The 17,824-nt window shown below is 69.4% G+C and carries 23 protein-coding genes; 5 read left to right on the top strand and 18 right to left on the bottom strand.

Annotated elements, in window-relative coordinates:
- The first annotated feature begins 13 nt into the window (after window positions 1–13).
- On the top strand, window positions 14–736 hold the full coding sequence (flgA, locus tag NH8B_RS13985; RefSeq protein ID WP_051002166.1) for a flagellar basal body P-ring formation chaperone FlgA: 723 nt from the start codon (window positions 14–16) through the stop codon (window positions 734–736).
- A gap of 410 nt (window positions 737–1,146) precedes the next feature.
- On the opposite strand, the gene NH8B_RS13990 is transcribed toward flgA, so the two are convergent.
- The 18 genes from NH8B_RS13990 to NH8B_RS14075 form a co-directional block, all read right to left on the bottom strand.
- On the bottom strand, window positions 1,147–1,869 hold the full coding sequence (locus NH8B_RS13990; protein ID WP_014087880.1) for a glycoside hydrolase family 73 protein: 723 nt from the start codon (window positions 1,867–1,869) through the stop codon (window positions 1,147–1,149).
- Window positions 1,856–2,281 (bottom strand): flagellar export chaperone FlgN, encoded by a 426-nt coding sequence (gene flgN, locus NH8B_RS13995; protein WP_014087881.1) that lies wholly within the window; start codon window positions 2,279–2,281, stop codon window positions 1,856–1,858. Before flgN ends, NH8B_RS13990 begins: the two co-directional genes overlap by 14 nt.
- The gene (gene flgM, locus NH8B_RS14000) at window positions 2,278–2,553 is read right to left on the bottom strand and encodes a flagellar biosynthesis anti-sigma factor FlgM (protein ID WP_014087882.1); all 276 of its coding nucleotides are present in this window, start codon (window positions 2,551–2,553) and stop codon (window positions 2,278–2,280) included. The genes flgN and flgM overlap by 4 nt, the downstream gene beginning before the upstream one ends.
- Window positions 2,554–2,618: 65 nt before the next feature.
- Window positions 2,619–3,302: a Crp/Fnr family transcriptional regulator gene (locus NH8B_RS14005; RefSeq protein ID WP_014087883.1), complete on the bottom strand. Its 684-nt coding sequence runs from the start codon at window positions 3,300–3,302 to the stop codon at window positions 2,619–2,621.
- A gap of 254 nt (window positions 3,303–3,556) precedes the next feature.
- Window positions 3,557–4,534: a flagellar motor protein MotB gene (locus tag NH8B_RS14010; protein ID WP_014087884.1), complete on the bottom strand. Its 978-nt coding sequence runs from the start codon at window positions 4,532–4,534 to the stop codon at window positions 3,557–3,559.
- A gap of 11 nt (window positions 4,535–4,545) precedes the next feature.
- Window positions 4,546–5,409: a flagellar motor stator protein MotA gene (gene motA / locus NH8B_RS14015; protein ID WP_014087885.1), complete on the bottom strand. Its 864-nt coding sequence runs from the start codon at window positions 5,407–5,409 to the stop codon at window positions 4,546–4,548.
- 19 nt (window positions 5,410–5,428) lie between these two features.
- Complete coding sequence (locus tag NH8B_RS14020) at window positions 5,429–6,121, bottom strand: FliA/WhiG family RNA polymerase sigma factor (protein ID WP_014087886.1); 693 nt, start codon at window positions 6,119–6,121, stop codon at window positions 5,429–5,431.
- A gap of 7 nt (window positions 6,122–6,128) precedes the next feature.
- The gene (locus NH8B_RS14025; protein WP_014087887.1) at window positions 6,129–6,578 is read right to left on the bottom strand and encodes a flagellar basal body-associated protein FliL; all 450 of its coding nucleotides are present in this window, start codon (window positions 6,576–6,578) and stop codon (window positions 6,129–6,131) included.
- A gap of 21 nt (window positions 6,579–6,599) precedes the next feature.
- Window positions 6,600–7,646 (bottom strand): flagellar hook-length control protein FliK, encoded by a 1,047-nt coding sequence (locus tag NH8B_RS14030; protein WP_014087888.1) that lies wholly within the window; start codon window positions 7,644–7,646, stop codon window positions 6,600–6,602.
- The gene (locus NH8B_RS14035; RefSeq protein WP_014087889.1) at window positions 7,643–7,930 is read right to left on the bottom strand and encodes an ABC transporter substrate-binding protein; all 288 of its coding nucleotides are present in this window, start codon (window positions 7,928–7,930) and stop codon (window positions 7,643–7,645) included. The genes NH8B_RS14030 and NH8B_RS14035 overlap by 4 nt, the downstream gene beginning before the upstream one ends.
- Window positions 7,917–8,309 (bottom strand): flagellar export chaperone FliS, encoded by a 393-nt coding sequence (fliS, locus tag NH8B_RS14040; RefSeq protein WP_008954388.1) that lies wholly within the window; start codon window positions 8,307–8,309, stop codon window positions 7,917–7,919. Before fliS ends, NH8B_RS14035 begins: the two co-directional genes overlap by 14 nt.
- A gap of 19 nt (window positions 8,310–8,328) precedes the next feature.
- Complete coding sequence (gene fliD / locus NH8B_RS14045; RefSeq protein ID WP_014087890.1) at window positions 8,329–9,669, bottom strand: flagellar filament capping protein FliD; 1,341 nt, start codon at window positions 9,667–9,669, stop codon at window positions 8,329–8,331.
- Between the two features lie 75 nt (window positions 9,670–9,744).
- Window positions 9,745–10,188, bottom strand: coding sequence for a flagellar export protein FliJ (gene fliJ, locus NH8B_RS14050; RefSeq protein WP_014087891.1), 444 nt, complete (start codon window positions 10,186–10,188; stop codon window positions 9,745–9,747).
- Window positions 10,185–11,495 carry a flagellar protein export ATPase FliI gene (gene fliI / locus NH8B_RS14055; protein ID WP_014087892.1) on the bottom strand — a complete coding sequence of 437 codons (1,311 nt, stop codon included), beginning with the start codon at window positions 11,493–11,495 and terminating at the stop codon, window positions 10,185–10,187. Before fliI ends, fliJ begins: the two co-directional genes overlap by 4 nt.
- 2 nt (window positions 11,496–11,497) lie before the next feature.
- On the bottom strand, window positions 11,498–12,220 hold the full coding sequence (fliH, locus tag NH8B_RS14060) for a flagellar assembly protein FliH (protein ID WP_014087893.1): 723 nt from the start codon (window positions 12,218–12,220) through the stop codon (window positions 11,498–11,500).
- The gene (locus tag NH8B_RS14065; RefSeq protein WP_014087894.1) at window positions 12,217–13,266 is read right to left on the bottom strand and encodes a flagellar motor switch protein FliG; all 1,050 of its coding nucleotides are present in this window, start codon (window positions 13,264–13,266) and stop codon (window positions 12,217–12,219) included. The genes fliH and NH8B_RS14065 overlap by 4 nt, the downstream gene beginning before the upstream one ends.
- Window positions 13,250–14,944, bottom strand: coding sequence for a flagellar basal-body MS-ring/collar protein FliF (gene fliF, locus NH8B_RS14070; RefSeq protein ID WP_014087895.1), 1,695 nt, complete (start codon window positions 14,942–14,944; stop codon window positions 13,250–13,252). The genes NH8B_RS14065 and fliF overlap by 17 nt, the downstream gene beginning before the upstream one ends.
- Window positions 14,945–14,958: 14 nt before the next feature.
- Window positions 14,959–15,300: a flagellar hook-basal body complex protein FliE gene (locus NH8B_RS14075; protein WP_014087896.1), complete on the bottom strand. Its 342-nt coding sequence runs from the start codon at window positions 15,298–15,300 to the stop codon at window positions 14,959–14,961.
- 255 nt (window positions 15,301–15,555) lie between these two features.
- On the opposite strand from NH8B_RS14075, the gene NH8B_RS14080 reads away from it, so the two are divergent.
- The 4 genes from NH8B_RS14080 to fliQ are packed head-to-tail and all read left to right on the top strand — an operon-like array spanning window position 15,556 to window position 17,823.
- Window positions 15,556–16,431, top strand: coding sequence for a flagellar motor switch protein FliM (locus NH8B_RS14080; RefSeq protein ID WP_014087897.1), 876 nt, complete (start codon window positions 15,556–15,558; stop codon window positions 16,429–16,431).
- A 3-nt stretch (window positions 16,432–16,434) separates the two neighbouring features.
- Window positions 16,435–16,794, top strand: a complete 360-nt coding sequence (gene fliN / locus NH8B_RS14085) for a flagellar motor switch protein FliN (RefSeq protein ID WP_014087898.1) — start codon at window positions 16,435–16,437, stop codon at window positions 16,792–16,794.
- On the top strand, window positions 16,791–17,549 hold the full coding sequence (gene fliP, locus NH8B_RS14090) for a flagellar type III secretion system pore protein FliP (protein WP_014087899.1): 759 nt from the start codon (window positions 16,791–16,793) through the stop codon (window positions 17,547–17,549). The genes fliN and fliP overlap by 4 nt, the downstream gene beginning before the upstream one ends.
- Window position 17,550: 1 nt before the next feature.
- Entirely contained in the window at window positions 17,551–17,823 is a 273-nt protein-coding gene (gene fliQ, locus NH8B_RS14095; RefSeq protein ID WP_008954377.1) for a flagellar biosynthesis protein FliQ, read from the top strand.
- Window position 17,824: the final 1 nt, after the last annotated feature.

Consider the following 17,824-nt stretch of genomic DNA (forward strand, 5'->3'; position numbering starts at 1 on the left):
CAAGCCCGAGCAAATGGCAATATTCACAGCCCTCCGCCCTACCCCCCTGTTGCTGACCCTGCTGACCCTGTCGTTGCCGGCCGCCGCGGACGCCAGCCCGGCCGCGCGCGAACTCGACCGCGCAGTGCTGACCCACGCCCGGCGCTGGCTCGACGACGCCGCGGCCCGGGTCGGGCTGGAGCAGGCACGGCCGCGCCTGACGCCGATCCCGCCGCGCGAGGCGGCGGCGCTGCCGGCCTGCCGCCAGCCGCTGGAGGTCGAGGCGTTCGACACCGCCTCGCTGTCGCGCCTGCGTTTTGCCGTGCGCTGCCCGGAGCCGCAGGGCTGGAGCACCGTCTACACCGTGCGTGCCGAACTCGAGGCGCGTCAGCTGGTGGCGACACGCGACCTCGACGCCGGCAAGGTGCTCGGCGCCGACGACGTGGAATGGGCGCAGCGCCCGGTGTACGAGCTGGAAGAGGGTTTGCACAGCCCGGCCGAGGCGGTCGGCTTGAGCAGTCGCAGCGCGCTGCGACGCGGCCAGCCGCTGCGCAGGAAGCTGCTGGAGGCCGCCGTGCTGGTGCGGCGTGGCGAAGCGGTGGAGATCGTGGCGAGCAAGGAGGGGATCGTGGTGACGGCGCCGGGCGAATCGCTGGAAAGCGGACGCCGCAACGACGTCATCCGCGTGCGCAACGTCGGCAGCGGCAAGATCCTGCGCGCCCGGGTGGCCGAGGCCGGACGGGTGGTGCCGGAGTGAGGACCCTGCCTCAGACGCACACAAGCCCCGTCCCGGACGGGGCTTGTGTATGACAACCAGAGCTGCCGACAGCACTCCCCGCCTCACGACAAGACTCGAAGCCAAGATAGCAGCGACTCGCCCCACCCCCGTTGGCCCGTGCCGCTTGGATTGGGTGGGGCAAGGTTTTAAGCCGCCGCTTGTTTGAGCGATTTGACGTTAGCAAATCGCGAGCTTGGCGGCGCCTTGCTCCATCCTGGCCAAGCGGGAATTCACGGGCCGTCGGGGTCGCCTGGGATTGCAAGGGGGCTGGCGAGACAGCCCTCTTGCCTGCAGGCGGTCAGCACCGCTTCTCAATAGGGTCCGCGTAGCGGACACAAAAACCGGACTCGATAAACACGTTGCGTGCAAAAGAGGGAGAACAGGCTCTCTCAGCTGCCCGCCCGGATAGACGCCACCACCCGCGCCAGCTTGCCGGCGTAGTCCGGGTCGGTGGCGTAGCCGCCCTTGGCTAAGGCCTGGGCGAATGCCGCGGCGTCGTTGCCCACGCCCTGCACGCCACGGAAGCGCGGGTTGCTGGCCAAAAGCTGGGTGTAGTCGGCGAAGGCGCCGCGCCAATCCGGATAGGCGCGGAAGCGCTCGCTGCGCTTCACGTCGGCGCCCGCCTCATGCTCGGTGGTGAGCGCAGTCACCACCTCGCCCTGCCAGCCGGCGCCGGCCTTGATACCGAACAGGTTGTGGCTGTTGGTGCCGTCGGCCTGTGTCAGCGGGCGCTTGCCCCAGCCGGACTCCAGCGCGGCGTGTGCGGCGATCAGATCCGGCGCCACCCCCAACCGCGCCGCGGCCTCGCGCGCGTACGGCTCTACCTGGCTCAGGAACGCCTGCTGTGCCGTGCCCGGCGTGCTGGCGTCGTCGCCACCCACCGTGGCCGCCACCGCCTCGGCACCGCGCTGGCGCGCCCAGGCGCCTTCCGGCGACAGCGTCATCTCGCTCGCACCGAACCCCTTCTCGATCGAATCGACCACCTCCTGCCGGGTCTGGCGATAGAGCGCGGAGAAGCCGCCGCCCTCGCCCGCCGCCGGCAACGGCAGCGCCACGGCGCGCCAGGCGGCGTCGAAAGGGAGTGAACCGAGGGTTGGATCAGAGCGGAACATAGATATCCTTCTCACCGAACAGCACACGCTCCAGGTTGTCGTGCTGCGCCATCAGCAGCCGGCCGTTGCGCTCGTTCAGCGTCTTGCACTGCGCCACCCGCCCGCGCAGCGTCGCCCACAGCGCTTCGCAGGCCTGACGTGGGGCGGCGGGCAGCTGTGCCAGCACCTCCTCGACCGACAGCCGCCGCGGCCGTCCCAGCAGCTCGGCCGCCAGTTCGCGCCGGGCGCGACGACGACCGTCGAGCCGGCCGACCAGCGTCACGATCCGCTCGCCGGTCTCGGCCAGCGTCGCCGCGTCATGACCCAGCGCGCCCTTGAACTGCCTCTCCAGCAGCTGTTCCAGTTGCTGGTAATCGGCCAGGTCGAGGCGCATGTCGCCCAGCAGCTGGCGGAAACGGGCCTCGCGGCTCATCCGCGTCCGCCGTGATAACGGTCGATCAGCGCCGCCAGCCGTCCCGGGTCGAACGGGGCCTCGCCACGCGCCAGCGCCGCCTTGACCGCGGCGACGCGCTCGAGGTCGATCTCGGGCGCGGCGCGCAGGGCGGCCTGCGCCGGCTCGAGCAGTGCCGCCCCACTGGCCTCGGCCGCCGCCGCAGGGCGGACGGCAGGCGCGGTCGGGGAGGTGGCCGGGCGCTCGGCCGGGGCGACGTCGCGACGTTCAGGGCGTTGGGGAGTGATGCGCATGGTGAGCCTCGTCAATGCAATTCGTCTGTCTTAATAGAGACAAGACGACCGCCTGCCAGAAAAACTTAAAAGTTCTCCGGCAGCATCTTGAGCAACACGATGCGGCGGTTTTCCATGCGGATGTAGTGGCCGTAGACCAGCTCCTTGAGGATGCGCGCCACCATCTCGCGCGAGGAGCCGATCTGGTCGGCGATTTCCTGCTGGGTCAGCGGCTTGTCGAGCTGCAGCACGCCGTCCTCCTCGACCATCAGCTCGTTGAACAGGATGCGGATGCGGCCGTAGACGTCGAGCAGCGCCAGGTTCTTGGCCGAGGTCGAGATGCGCCGCACCATGCCGGCCAGTCGCAGCAGGATCTTGCTGCGGATGGTCTCGCAGGGCAGACCGTCGGCCACGCCGAACACGCTGACCAGGTCGGTGCGCCGGAACATCAAGAGCCGGCAGTCGCGCTCGGCCACGGCGCTCCAGGCGCACGGCCCACCGTCCAGGTAGGAGACCTCGCCCATCAGTTCGCCCGGTTCGTTGAACATGAACACGAACTTCTTGCCCTGGCCGTCCGAGACGAAGGACTCGATGCGCCCTTCGGTCAGCAGATAGATCGCTGCGCTGTTTCCCCCTTCCAGAAACAGCGGGTCGCCCTTGCGCAAGTTCAGTGGAACGGCGAGGTCGATCAATTCGTCGAGAGCGAAGTCGTTGAGGCCACCGAAAAAATCGGTCGCGAGCAGGAGCTGTTTGGTATCTTGCTTTGTCATTTTTTTATATGTGCACGAGCTATTTAAACAAACACCACCGCGTGGCGCGGCATGGCATGAACGTTGTGGAGCGGACGGTTATTGGCATTTTTTTTGTTTGTCCTGCCATGCCAAATCGATTAACGGTGCCATTGTTATTAATAACGTCATTATTGTAAAGTTTTGCAAAGCAATTAGTGAACTTTTCTTGATTCAGACGATCAAAAGCTCGGATTTTTGTCCGGGCTTTTGTAGAGGAAGAGGTAAGGCGGGGCTTAAGGACGCAGTTGCTGCTTGAGCGCGGCCAGTTCGGCCGCGGAGGGTTTTTCGGCGCCGGCGGCGGGCTGGCCGCCCTCGCCGGGCATGCCGAACATCGCCGCCACGGTCTGCGCCTGGCCGGTGGTCAGCACCAGCAGTTCGATGCGGCGGTTGAGCGCGGCGTCCGGATGGCGCGCATCGAGCGGGGCACGGTCGGCCATGCCGACCACTTGCAGGATGCCGTTGCTGGCCATCCCCCCCAGCAGCAGCTGCATGCGCGCCGCCATGGCACGGTTGCTGGACAGGCTCCAGTTGGAGAAGGCGGCGTAATCCTGCCCCTTGTACTGCAGCGAGTCGGTATGGCCCACCAGCAACAGCTGGTTGTCGATATGGGCGAACATCTGCCCCATCTTCTGCAGCAGGTGCTTGAAACGCTCGTTGATCACCGCGCTGCCGCGCTCGAACATGCCCTGCTTGTCGGTATCGTGCAGCATCACGCGCAGGCCGTAGGGGGTGATCACGGTCTGGATGTTGCCGGCCAGCCCGGCCTCGACCGACAGGTCCGACATCATCTTGGCCAGCTTCTGCAGGTCGGCGGCGCTGTCGTAGCGCTGGCGCAGCTTGGCGCCGTTGCCGTCGTCGAGCGCCGAGGGCTGGGCGCTGCTCTTGACCTGCGAATTGGGGCGCGACTCGGTGGCCTGCTGGCCGGGCACCAGTTCGCGCGGGATCAGGCTGCCGTGCGGCGTACCCTGGTGCTCGATGCGCGACTGGGTGCCCTCCGCCAGCGGGCTGCCGCCGCCGTTGCGCAACAGCTGGGCCATGGTCTCCTGCTCGCGCGAGGCGAGCAGCCACATCACCAGGAACAGGCACATCAGCGCCAGCACGAAGTCGGCGAACGCCACCTTCCATGCCCCGCTGTGGCCGCCATCGTCCTGGCGCCGCGACACTTTCTTGATGACGGCGGCGGTGCCTTCCTTCTTCTTGTCCAGGCTCACGGTGCGCTACCTCACACGCCTTGCAGCGCGTTGATCCAGCTTTCCAGCTGCGAAAAGCTCGGCTTGGTGTTGAGCTGGACCAGGCGGCGCCCGGCGTCGATCGCCAGCAGCGGCGGCTTGCCGGAGGCGTGCGTGGTGATCACCACCTTGACCGATTCGAAGTTGGAGAGCTCCTCCTTGACCTGCTGGTGCATCACGTTGCTGAGCGGGTCGAGCACGCCGTAGCAGAAGAAGATGCCGATGAAGGTGCCGACCATGGCGGCGCCGACCTTCTCGGCGATCTCGCCGGTGGTGGCACCGTTGCCGACGCTGTTCATGGTCATCACGATGCCCAGCACCGCGGCCAGGATGCCGAAGCCCGGCATCGCCTCGCCGATCTTGTGCAGCGACTTGGAGGGCTGGTTGAGCTCCTCGTGGATGGCGTCGATTTCCTGGTCGAGCACGCCTTCCAGCTCGTGCGCGCTGATCTTGCCCATCGCCATCAGGCGGAAATTGTCGACGATGAAGGCCAGCAGCTTGGGCTGCTGCAGCACCAGCGGGTAACGGTTGAACAACGGGCTCTGGCGCGGCGCCTCGACGTGCTCGTCGAGCGCCTTCAGGCCCTGGCTCGCGGTGATCAGGAGTTCGTACATCAACAGCAAGAGCTGGCGCTGGAATTCGGCGCCGTGCTTCTTGCGCAGCACCACGCGCTTGATCTGGCCGCCCATTTCCAGCAGCACGTGCTTGGGGTTGCCCAGCACGATGGCGCCGATCGCGGCGCCGCAGATGATGAGCAGTTCCACCGGTTGCCAGATGACGTGGATCGCCCCCCCGCCCAGCATGAAGCCGCCGAAGACGCATCCGAGAACGATGCCGATGCCGAGTAGTTGCTGCATAGTTGCCTTTCCAGGGAGTTCAGGCGGCGTCGAGCCGGACCTTCATTTTCTTGAGAGCGCTCTTGTTGATCTGGCACACCCGCGCTTCGGTCAGGTCGAGCACGGCAGCGATCTCCTTGAGGCTGAGTTCGAATTCGTAGTAGAGCTGGATCACGCGCTGTTCGCGCTCGTCCAGCGCGGAGAGCGCCGCCGCCAGGGTGCGCCGCTGCAGCACGCAGGCCTCGGGGGTGTTGTCGTCGATGGGCTCGATGCCGGCGGCGACCAGTTCGTCGAAGCTGGCCATGGCCTCGGCGTTTTCCGCCACCAGCAGCGCGCGGTAGTCCTCGGCGCTGAGCCCCAGCTGCGCCACCGCTTCCGCCTCGCTGGGTTCGCGCCCGAGGCGCCGCGTCAGCTCGCGCAAGCCATCGCGCAGGCGGTGCGCGTCCTGGCGCAGCGCGCGCGGCCGCCAGTCGAGGCGGCGCAGCTCGTCGAGGATGGCGCCGCGCACGCGCAGCACGGCGTAACCGGCGAAGCGCTGGTCCGGTTCGCCGTAGCGGCGCAGCGCCTCGAGCAGCGCCATCAGGCCGATCTGTTCCATGTCCTCGCGCTCGATCACGCCGTTGGCTTGCGAGTTGAGCTGGCGCGCCACACGCTTCACCAGCGGGGCGAAATCGCGCAGGCAGCGCGCCTCGAGTTCGGCCGGCGCGTCGGGAGTGGCGTAGTCGGCGTACATGATGGGCTTACTCGATGATCAGCTTGCCGACCATGACGTCGGAGAACGGCTGGGCGCCGTGTTCGGCACCGTAGCTGGCGCGGTAGGCCTTGCCCAGCAGCTTCTGGTAGTCGTCGATGGTCATGCCGGAGGCGCGCGCCAGCGCGAGCGGCGACAGCGCGCGCACCGCCACGGTCTTGAGGAAGGGCAGTTGCTCCTTGAGCTCCTTTTCGTGCGTCTCGCCGGTGCGGAACACCAGGTCGAGCGCCATGTAGTGCAGTTCGGGGTCGCCCGCCTCGCTGCGCAGCATGACGATCACCTTGTCCAGACTGACGTAGCGGCTCGGTTCGGCCTTCTCGACGGCAGCCGGTGATGCCGCCGCCTTGCCCTGCCCCAGCCACCAGTAGACACCGCCGGCACCGAGCGCCACCGCCAGCACCATCCCCAGCACCGCACCCATTATCGTTTTCGTGTTCATCCGATCTGTCCTTTCTCTGCCTCAGCCCTGCGCCAGCGCGAACGGTGCAAAACCATCGCCACCGGCCTCGGCCAGCGCGCGTCCCGGGCTGCGCCCGTCCGGCGCGCCGTCGCGCCCGGAGCGGCCCTGCCCCTGCTCCTGGTGGCCGCCGGGCGCGCCTTCGCGCACCTCCACCGCCACCTGGGTGTACTGCCGTGCCGACAGGTCCTGGCGCAGCGCGTCGCCGATCGCCTGCAGCTGGCGCACCACCTCGCCGTGCGAGGCCACCAGCTGCACCGTCAGGGTGCCGGCCTCGTGGCGGATGGCGATTTCCAGCGAACCGAACGACGGCGGGTCGAGGCGGATCAGCGCACGGTCCATGCCGTGCGTGCTCTGCACCGCCAGGCGCTCGCCCAGCGCGGCGCGCAGCGACTCGCCCCAGCGCGCCGGCTGGCCGGCCGGCAGCGCCAGCGGCGCCCATTCCGGCAAGGCCGCGCGCGGCTCGGCGCCTTGGGCGTGGACAAACCAGCCTGGTAGCGGATTCGGCGCCGGGCTGCCGGCCAACGGTGCGGTGCTGCCATCCTGCGTGGCCAGGCGCAGTGGGAGCCCGGCGGCGGCCGGCGAGGTGGCGTCGGGCAACAGCACGGGGGCGGTGGTAGCGGCGAAGGCCAGGCTGTCGCGCGCCGAGGCCGGCACGCTGCCCGCCGCCACGCCGGCCAGGCCCTGGAACGTGGAAAGGTTGGCCGAAGACAACGGCGGGGTAAGCGGGAGCGGCGGCAGCAGCAGCGACAAGGGCGTGACCGGCACGGCCGACAACGCCGTGGCACTCTGCTCCTGCTCGCTGTGATGGCGCTCGTCGTCCGGCCCGGCATCGGTGGTCGCCGGGGAGGACGCGGTGCCCGGCGCCGGCGCTGCCGGGGCGGGCACCGGCAGCACCACCGCCAGCAGCGCCGCGGCAAAGTCGGCCGGCACGGCGGAGTCGGGGGACGCGGCGGGGGTCGCGGCGGGCGCTACCGCCGCGACGGCGACGGGTTCGGCGGAACGGGTTTCCGCCAGAGGTACGGTGGACAGGGTGGGCAAGGTCGTCATGCGCCCTCCCATTGCCGGGCCTGGGCGTAGGCGAGCTGGCCTTCGCGTTCCCGGCTCAGCAGCGCGAGGCGCTGTTCCAGTTCGGCACCGGCCGTGCTGCCGGCCGCCAGGATGTCGCGGTAGAGCGCGCAGAGGCGCGCGAGGCGGGCGCGCTCGATGGCCGCCGGCGCGCCGGCCAGCCACGCCGACAGCCGTGCGTCCAGCGCCGTCAGCCGCTCCCAGTCCTGCGCCGCCAGGGCCACGCGCAGGGCGCTTTCCAGGTGATCGAGTTCAGGCGGCTTCATGCTGATCGCGCACTCCCATCCAGCCGCCCTTGAGCGTGCCCAGCAGGCCGACGACCTCGTCCAGCGCCGCCACGTCGAGCTCCACGCTGGCATGGTAGAGGCGGAAGGCGCAGTAGTCGTAGAGCCGCGCCAGGTCGGTCACCACCTCGCCGCCCGACTCGAAATCCAGCGCGCTGGAGAGGCCGTTGAGGATGTTGATGCACTTGGTGATGCTGTCGCCCTTCTGCTCGAAACGCTGGCCCTCCAGGTGGCCGCGGGCGCGCGCCAGCTCTTCCAGCAGGCCGTCGAACAGCACCAGCACCAGCTGCACCGGCGAGGCGGTGGCGGTCTGCGCTTCCAGGTTGACCGAGTGGTAACTGCGGTAGGCTTCGTAATCCAAGGTGGCTTCCTGTCGTCGGTTACGGGTTACTGCTGAAGTAGCTGTTGAGTGAATCCAGGGTCTGGCTCATCTGCGCCTGCATGGTCTGCAGCTGGGTGAACTGCGCCAGGTAGCGCTTGTAAGCCTGGTCGTACTGGTTATCGATGCGCGTCTGCTGCGCGTCGAGATCGTTCTGCATGCGCTGCGCGCTGTCCTTGCGCTGCGTGATCAGGCCGCTGCTGGCGTTGAGCCACTTGTCGAGGTAGCTGCCGGCCTGGGCGAGCAGGCCGTCGGCGTTGCTGCCGTTGAAGAAGCCGTCGAGCGCGGTGGGCTGGTTGGCCAGGAGCTTGTCGAGCTTGCTGCGGTCGAGCGACAGCGTGCCGTCGCGCGCGGCGGTGATGCCCAGGTCGGCCAGGCGCACGCCGCCGAAGCTCTGGCGGATCAGGGTGTTGAGATGGTCGCGCAGCGAGCGCACCCCGGCGTCGGTGGCGAACGGCCCGGCCTTCTGGTCCTTGTCGGCGCCCCCGGCGGCGGTCAGGCCGCCCAGCGACTTGAGCAGCGTGTTGTAGGCGTCGACGAAGTTCTGCACGTTGCCGCCGGTGTCGCCGTCGCTGCGCGCCACGTCCAGCGTCAGGCTCTGGCCGGCGCTCATGGGGCCGAAGGTCATGGTGACGCCGCCGATGGCGGTGAAGGTGTTGGAGGCCTGCTGCATCAGCACCCCGCTGCCCTGCCCGCCCAGCCAGACCTTGGCGTCCTGCGCGGGGCTCAGTTGCGACGAGGTCGCGAACGCGGTCTGCAGGGCGGCATCGCTGGCCTGGCTGGCGTCGACGCTGATGGTGTTGGCGGCCCCGGTCTTGCCCGAGGTCAGCACCAGGCGCGAGATGCCGTTGGCGGTCAGCACCATGGCGTTGACCTTGCCGGCGTTGCCCGAGGCCTGGTTGATGGCCAGGGCGATTTCGCTGGTGGTGAGATTGTGGTCGCCGTCGCGGTCGGCGCTGGCGAGATCGACGCTGAAGGGGTTGCCGCCGAGGCTGACGGTGAGGGTGCCGCCGCTGGCGCCGGACACCCCGTCGTACGCCAGCTGCTGCGCGCTCGCCAGCTGCTCGACGAACAGCGAGTAGCTGCCGGCCTGGGCCGTGCCGCTGGCGCTGACGGTGCCGGCGTTGCTCTGGCTGAAGCTGGCGCTCATCGCCACCATGCTCTTCTTGGCCGACAGCGTGGTCAGCGCCGAGCGGAAGTCCTGCAGCGCGCTCTGCAGCTTGCTCAGGCCGTCGCTGCGCGCCTTGGCGCTGCTGTTCTGCATCGACAGGCGCTGCTGCGCCTGCTGCACGTACAGGTTGGCCAGCTGCGTGGCCATCTGCGTCGGGTTGATGTCGGCCATGGTGTGCTCCTTATCCGGTCTCAATATCTGTTCAAGGCGACCGGAACGGCGGTTTCCTTCAGGCGGCGTGAATAATCACACCGTGGTGCGGCCGCGCCACCACGCCTGGCCGGCGAAGTCGTCGCTGTGCTTCTGCTCGCGCCGGGCACGCTCGCTGGCGAGCCGTGCGGCGGTGTCGTCGCGCACCTGCGCCAGCGCCTCGCGCCGCAGCGTGGCCGCCGCCAGCGCGCGCTGGCTCACCGCGGCGTCGGCTTCGGCCAGGTTCAGATCCTGTTGCTGCGAGGCCATCAGCTGCAGCAGCGCCCCCTTGTAGCCGGCGCAGTTGAGCGCCAGCGCCGGCGAGGCGGTGGCCGCGCTGGCGCCGCTCTGGCCGCACAGCTCGCCCATGCGCTCGATGTTGCGGCGGTAGCGTTCCTGCAGGCGGCGCTTGGCGACGAGCTCGGTTTCCAGGCGTTCCACGTCGTTATCACGCAGCCGCACCATCAGCTGCAGGCGGTGCAGGGCTTCTTGCTGTTTCATGATGCGGACAGTTCCTCGAGTTGCTGCAGGGTGGCGCCGTAGGGCGCCGCGACGGCGGCGTCCTGGCGCAGGAAACGTTCGATGAGCGGCATCCGTTGCACCGCGCGGTCGGTCTCGGCGTCGGCGCCGGGCACGTAGCCGCCCAGCGGGATCAGCGCGCGCACCTCCTGGTAGCGCGCCCACAGCCCGCGCAGGGTGCGCGCCGCCTCGCGCTGGCTCGCCCCGGCCACCAGCCCCATGCAGCGGCTGACCGAGGCGGCAATGTCGATGGCGGGGTAGTGGCCGCGCTCGGCCAGCCCGCGCGACAGCACGATGTGGCCGTCGAGGATGGCGCGCGCGGTGTCGACCACCGGGTCCTGCTGGTCGTCGCCTTCGGCCAGCACGGTGTAGATCGCGCTCATGCTGCCCTCGCCCTCGCCGTTGCCGGCGCTTTCGGCCAACGTCGGCAACAGCCCGAACACCGACGGCGGGTAGCCGCGCGTGGCGGGCGGCTCGCCCAGCGCCAGCGCCACCTCGCGCTGCGCCATGGCGTAGCGCGTGAGCGAATCGACCAAGAGCAGCACGTGGCGCCCCTGGTCGCGGAAATGCGCGGCGATGGTGTGGGTGAGCTCGGTGGCCTTGAGCCGCATCAGCGGCGACTCGTCGGCCGGCGCCACCACCAGCACCGCCTTGGCCAGGCCCTCGGCGCCGAGCGCGTGCTCGACGAACTCGCGCACCTCGCGGCCGCGTTCGCCGATCAGCCCGACCACCACCACGTCGGCCTCGGTGTGGCGGGTGATCATGCCGAGCAGCACGCTCTTGCCGACGCCGCTGCCGGCGAACAGGCCGACGCGCTGGCCGCGCCCGAGCGTCAAGAGGCCGTTGATGGCGCGCACGCCGACGTCGAGCGGGGTATCGACCGGACGCTTTTTCAGGGGATTGACGCGCGGCGGATGCGCCGCCAGCGGGTGCTCGCCGCCGAGGCGGCCCAGCCCGTCGAGCGGCTCGCCCAGGCCGTTGACGATGCGCCCGAGCCAGGACGGGCCGATGAACAGCCCGGCGGCATCCGGCGCCGGCTGCACGCGCGCGCCGGTGGTCAGGCCGACCGGCTTCTTGAACGGCATCAGGTAGGACACCTCGCGCTTGAAGCCAACCACCTGCGCCTGCAGCCACTCGCCGGCGGCGGTTTCGATCAGGCAGCGCTGGCCGGTCTCAAGCGGACAGCCGACGCTCTCCAACAGCAGGCCGGAGGCGCCGACCAGGCGGCCGGTGACGGTCGCCACCGGCACGTCGTCCAGCTCCAGCTTTTCCAGCGCGGCGCGCAGCATGCTCAGACCTCCGCCACGGCGCCGGTCGCGGCCGTGCCACTGGGCGCGGTCAGCGGCGCAGCCGCGCCCAGCTGCTCGCGCACCTTGTCGAGGCAGAGCTCCAGGCGCTGCTGGCAGCCGGCGTCGGCCTCGCTCTCGGCGGTGCGTACGCGGCACTCGCCGGCGGCCAGCTTGGCGTCCGGCACCAGGCGCCAGCGCGCGGCGCGCTCCGGCGCCAGCTCGCGGATGCGCGCGCATTCCTCGGCGTTGAGCAGCACCTCGACCTCGCCGCTCACCGGCGGCAGCGCGGCCAGCGTCTCCTCGACCAGATCGAGGATCTGCGCCGGCTTCAGCGTCAGCTCGCAGCGGATCACCTGGCGCGCCACCTTGGCCACCAGCTCGACCACGTCCTCGCGCAGCGCGCCCTGGTAGTCCTCGCAGGTGCGGCGCATCGCCTCGGCCGCGGCGGCGAGCGGGGCGGCCAGGCCGTCCAGCTGCGCCAGCACCTCGCGCCGCGCCGCCTCGAAACCCTGCGCGCGGCCTTCGGCCAACCCCTGGGCCAGGCCGGCGTCGCGCCCGGCCTGCTCGCCGGCGGCGACGCCCTCGCGGTAGCCGGCGTCCATGCCCTGGCGGAAACCGTCGGCGACCGAGACCTGCAGCTGCGCGGCATCGTCACCGTGCGGGCCGGACGCGACGGACGGGGCCTGGAGCAACGGCGGGAAACGGAACGGGCGCCAGTGCTTCACTCGACCACTTCCTCGGGGAACAGCTGCAGGTCGATCTCGCCGGCGTCGGCCAGCGCCTTGACCTGCGCCATGATCTCGCGCCGCACCTCTTCGACGCGGCTTTTCGGCACCGGGCCGGAGCGGCGCATCATGTCCTCGAAGCTCTGCGCCTGGCGGCGCGGCATGGTCTGCACGATGGCCTCGCGCACCGCCGGCTCGGCGCCCTTGAGCGCGATCGCCCACTGTTCCAGCGCCACCTCCTCGGCGATGCGCATCAGCACCGTCTCGGTCTGGCGCGACAGCACGAAGAAGTCGTACATGCGTGCCTCGATCTCGCCGACGATGTCCGGGTCGTGCGCGCGCAACAATTCGATCATGCGCGCACGGTCGCCCGGCAGGCGGTTGATGATGTCGGCGGTCTGCTGCATGCCCTCCACCGCGGTGCTCTGCGTGTGCAGGCTTTCCAGACAGCGGTTGACCAGCTCTTCCAGCTCGAGCAGGAGGTCGCGGTCGACGTCCTTGAGACGGGCGATGTTGACCAGCACGCGGTCGCGGTTTTCTTCCGGCAGCACCTCCACCACCTGGCCCGCCAGCGCCGGCGGCAGGAAGGCGAGGAACACCGCCTGCATGCGCACGTGCTCGCTGCCGATACGATCGGCCAGCCACTGCGGCGAGACCCACTGCAGGCGCGCCATCTTGGGACGGATGGCGTCGCCGTAGATGTTGTCGAGCACGCTGTTGGCGATGTCGCTGCCCAGCGCCAGGTCGAGCGAGCGCTTGAGGAAGGAGCGGCTGGCGCCGTGCACCCCGCTCTGCTCGCGGTATTCGTCGAAGAATTTCTGGATCGCGCCCTTGACCGAGTCCACCTTGATGCCGCTCAGGCCCGACATCTCCTGGGTCACCGCCAGCAGTTCCTCGCGCGACAGGCAGCGCAGCACGCCGGCGGCGGGCTCCTCGCCCATGCACAGCAGCAGGATGGCGGCCTGCTGCACCGGGGTCATCGCGGCGGGATCGGCCGGCAGGTTGGCCGAAGCGGCGCTCGCGCCGGGCTTACTGGTTTCTTCCATCTTTCTGCACCCACTGTTTCACCACCTCGGCCACACGCTCCGGTTCCTTGGCGGCCAGACCCTTGAGATGGTCGACCAGCACGTCCACCGACGAACCCGCCGGCGGCAAATCGTAGTTCTCCAAGAGCGGCATCACCGGGCTCGCACCGGTGGGCTGCCCCTCCGGCAACGCCAGCGGACGGCCCTGCGGCGCCGTGCCGGCCGGCTGCTCGTCCGGCTCCAGCAGCAGCGGCTCCGGCTGGCCATCGGTCGCCAGCGGCACCAGCGCCCCGGCGGTCTGCGGCCGGCTCGCCCACTGGCGCAGAATCTTCAACAGCGGACGCGCGATCAGCAGGTAGCCCAGCAGGGCTGCCACGCCGTAGGCCAGCCAGCTGGCGCCGTCGAGCAGGGTGTCGCGCTGCTGCCACCACGGCTCCAGCGCCACCTGGCCGGGGAAGTTCATCGCCGTCACCGCCAGCGCGTCGCCGCGCTCGGCCTTGATGCCCAGGCCGTTGCGCAGCACCTTGTCGACGTTGGCGAGCTGCTCCGCCTGCCAGCCGCCCTTGGCCGGCGCGGCAGCCTGGTTCAGCACCACCGCCACCGACAGCCGGGAGAGGCGGCCGCGCGCATGCTTGATCTGCATGATGCTGCGGTCGTAGGCGTACTGGCGCGTCACGGCATTCTTGCTGTTGCCGCCGACACTCTCCTGCGCCGGCGCCGAGGAATCGGTATTGATCGGACGGTTGCTGAGCGAACCGGGAATGCCCAGCGCCAGCTTGTCGTTGGATTTTTCCTCGCGCGACGCCTCGTTGGTGATCTTGGGCGCCTCGCCGTACTTCTCGCGCGTCTCCTCGACGCGGTCGTTGTCCACCTCGGCGGTGATGCTGACCTTGAAGTTGTCGGCGCCGACCACCGGGGTCAGCAGCGCGCGCACGTTCTCCAGCGCCTCCTCGCGGTAGCGCTTGGCGGCGTCGCTCTCGGCGGCGGGCTGGCCGCCTTCGGCCAACTCGATGCGCGACGACAGCAGGTTGCCGGCCTGGTCCACCAGCGTCACCTTGGCCGGGTTCAGCGTCGACACGCTGCCCGCCACCAGGTTGACCACGGCGGCGATCTGCTCGTTGGAGAGCTGCCGCCCCGGCTTCAGCGTCACCACCACCGAGGCCGAGCCCTTGTCCTCGCCGGCGGTGACGAAGGACGAGGAGCGCGGCAGCGACAGGTGCACGCGCGCCGCCTGCACCGGCTCCAGCGCCAGGATGCTCTGCGTCAGCTCGCCCTCCAGGCCGCGGCGGAAGCGCACGTCCTGCACGAACTGGCTGACGCCGAGCGGGTCGTTCTTGTCCAACAGTTCCAGCCCGGCCGGCAGCTGCGCCACCACGCCCTTGGCGGCCAGCGCCATGCGCACACGCCCCAGGTCGGCGTCCGGCACCAGCACCTGGCCGGTCTGCGGATGAAGGCGGTAGGGAATCTTCTCGGCGTCGAGCACCGCCATCATGTCGGCGGCGACCACCTTTTCCTGGGCGCCGAACACCGGCTTGTAGCGGGCATCGTCGCGCCACAGCCAGAACGTCACCGCCAGCGTCAGGCCGATGGCCAGCACCAGCAGCGGCAACAGGGTGCGGACGGCGGCGGCGGGCATGGCCGGGCGGCGGGCGGCGAGGCCGCGCCACGAGGCCAGGCCGGAACGGAGTTGAGCTATCACGTCGGACCTGCGCTTCAGATGGGCATCTTGATCAGGTCGTCGACGGCGCCGACCACCTTGTTACGGACCTGCATCAGCATCGAGAACGACAGGCTGGCCTCCTGGCTCAGCATCATCGCCCCGACCAGGTCGTCGCTCTTGCCGCTGTCCACCTCGGCCATCTTGTCGTTGGCGGCGCGGGTCTGGGCGTCGACCTCGCGCACTGCCCCCTGCATCGCCAGCGAAAAGCTCGACGCCGCCGGCGCGGCGTCCAGTCCGGCCGGCTCGGCGGCGGCCGCCACCTTGGTCAGCCCCGACATGTCACGGAGCAGTTGCGTCTGGTCGGCGTTGATCATCACGCCCAGGGATGGAGTCATGCGGAATTCCTTGCGGTACAGGGCCGTTGGCAGGGCCGGAACTGGCGGAGCCGAATCCGTATCTTCCCCAGCCTATCCTTGGCAAATTTCCGGGCAGTTTAAACTTTTGCTTACTGATAAGCGCCGTGAATTTTCACAACTGCTTATGTGAATTTTCACCTCCCAGTGCCACGGCCATTCAGTAAGATGCGCGATCATTTGTCCCGCCGCGGCGCGCCCGCCGCAGGCCGGCCCCGCAACCCGAACAGACCTGCCATGCCCAAGTCCAGAATCCTTCCTCCCGCCGACGGAGCCCGCTTAGCGGCGCTGGACCCGACCACGCTGGGACGCCCCTTCCATCTGCTGCCGGTGTTCCTGCGGCTGGTGGAACAGGAACTGGCCGACTTCGTCGCGCACGAGCTCAACGCCCGTTACCGCGCCCAGTTCCAGTTCAAGGGCGTGCAGGCCGGCCAGGCCGACCTCGACCCCGAGCGCCGCACCTGGCACCGCCTCGACGGTGCCGGCATCGGCGTCAACGTGGCGCGCCCGCTGCTGCTGCGCATCCTCGACTACCGCTACGGCGGACGCGCCAGCCCGGCGCTGCCCGCCACCCAGCCGCCGCGCGAAACCGAAACCGAACGGCGCCTGGCGCGCATGCTGGGCGAGCGCCTCACCGCGCGCCTGGTGCAGGCGGTGCGGCGCCTCTCACGCCGCCCGCTGCCCACGCTCAAGGCCCCCCCGGCGGTGGAGACCCTGCCCTTCCCCCCCGGCGACGCGCCGGCCTGGCACATGCAGCTGACGCTGGGCGAAGCCGGCAGCGGCGGCGCGAGCCAGATCGGCCTGGCGCTGGACGCGGCGGTGTTCGCCCAGGTGCTGCGCCAGCTGCCGCTGCAGGCGGCGCTGCCGAGCCCGGCCGCGGGCAAGACGCTGGCGCGGCCGTTTGCCGAACAACTGTCGATCCGGCTGTCGGCGCGCCTTATGGAAAAGCGCCTGACGCTGGGCGAAATCCTCGACCTCCGGGTCGGCTCGGTGCTGCCGGTCAGCCTGCAGCAGCAGGCCGACGTCTACATCGGCCGCACCCGGGTATTCACCGCCGCGGTGGCCGAAAGCCACGGCAAGCTGTGCCTGACCTCATTCGACGATGCGGAGTAAGCAATGGAACTGAACGACGATTTCGACCTGGACGGCATGCTGAAGGATATCGATGCCGCGCCAGCGGAGCACGCCCCCGCCAGCGCGGCGCCGGTCCGCCCGGCACGCGACATGAGCCACTTCCTGCGCAAGATTCCGGTCACGCTGACGCTGGAAGTCGGCAGCGCCGACATCTCGCTGGCCGACCTGGTGAACATCGGCCAGGGCTCGGTGCTGGAACTCGACAAGCTGGCCGGCGAGCCGCTCGACATCAAGATCAACGGCTCGGTGATCGGCCGCGCCGAAGTGGTGGTGGCGGGCGACAACTACGGCCTGCGCGTGGTCGAACTCAACGACCTCGACCTCGACACCCTGGCGCCATGACCCCCCCGCGACACCGCCTGCCGCGCCTCGCGCTGGCCGCCGCCCTGCTGCTGGCGACGGCGCCGGCCTGGGCCGCCGACACGCTCAAGCTGCTGTCCGCCAACGCTGGCGGCACCCCGGTCGACTTCACGGTCAAGACCCAGATCCTGATCATCATGACCCTGCTCGGGCTGTTGCCCGTGCTGATGCTGATGATGACCAGCTTCACCCGCTTCGTGATCGTGCTGTCGTTGCTGAGGCAGGCGCTCGGGCTGCAGCAGGGGCTGCCCAACCGCCTGGTGACCGGCGTGGCGCTGATCCTGACGCTGTTGGTGATGCGCCCGGTCGGGCTGGAGGTGTGGAACAAGGCGATGCTGCCGTTCGACCAGGACAAGATCACCATGCAGCAGGCGCTGGACGTGGCGCAGCAGCCGATCTCGCGCTTCATGCTGGCGCAGACCAGCAAGGCGGCGCTGGCGCAGGTGGCCAAGCTGTCCGGCGAGGAGAACGTGGCGCGGCCGCAGGACCACGCCTTCGCCGTCAAGCTCGCCGCCTTCGTGCTGTCCGAACTGAAAACCGCGTTCCAGATCGGCTGCATGCTGTTCATCCCCTTCCTGGTGATCGACCTGGTGGTGTCCAGCGTGCTGATGGCGATGGGCATGATGATGCTGTCGCCGCTGGTGATCTCGCTGCCGCTCAAGCTCCTGATGTTCGTGCTGGTGGACGGCTGGTCGCTCACCGTCAACACCCTCGTCACCTCGATCCAGGCCTACTGACATGCTCACCCCCGATATCGCGGTCGACCTCGTCAACGACAGCCTGCGCGTAGTGGTCACCCTGGTGGTGCTGCTGGTGCTGCCCAGCCTGATCGTCGGCGTCGTGGTCAGCCTGATCCAGGCCGCCACCCAGATCAACGAGCAGACGCTGTCCTTCCTGCCGCGCCTGTTGATCACGCTGGGCACCATCGCGCTCGCCGGGCACTGGATGACCGGCCTCTTGATGGACTTCTGCATCGACATGTTCCACCGCGCCGCCACGCTGGTGGGATGAC

The organism is Pseudogulbenkiania sp. NH8B (assembly GCF_000283535.1).
GTDB lineage: Bacteria > Pseudomonadota > Gammaproteobacteria > Burkholderiales > Chromobacteriaceae > Pseudogulbenkiania > Pseudogulbenkiania ferrooxidans.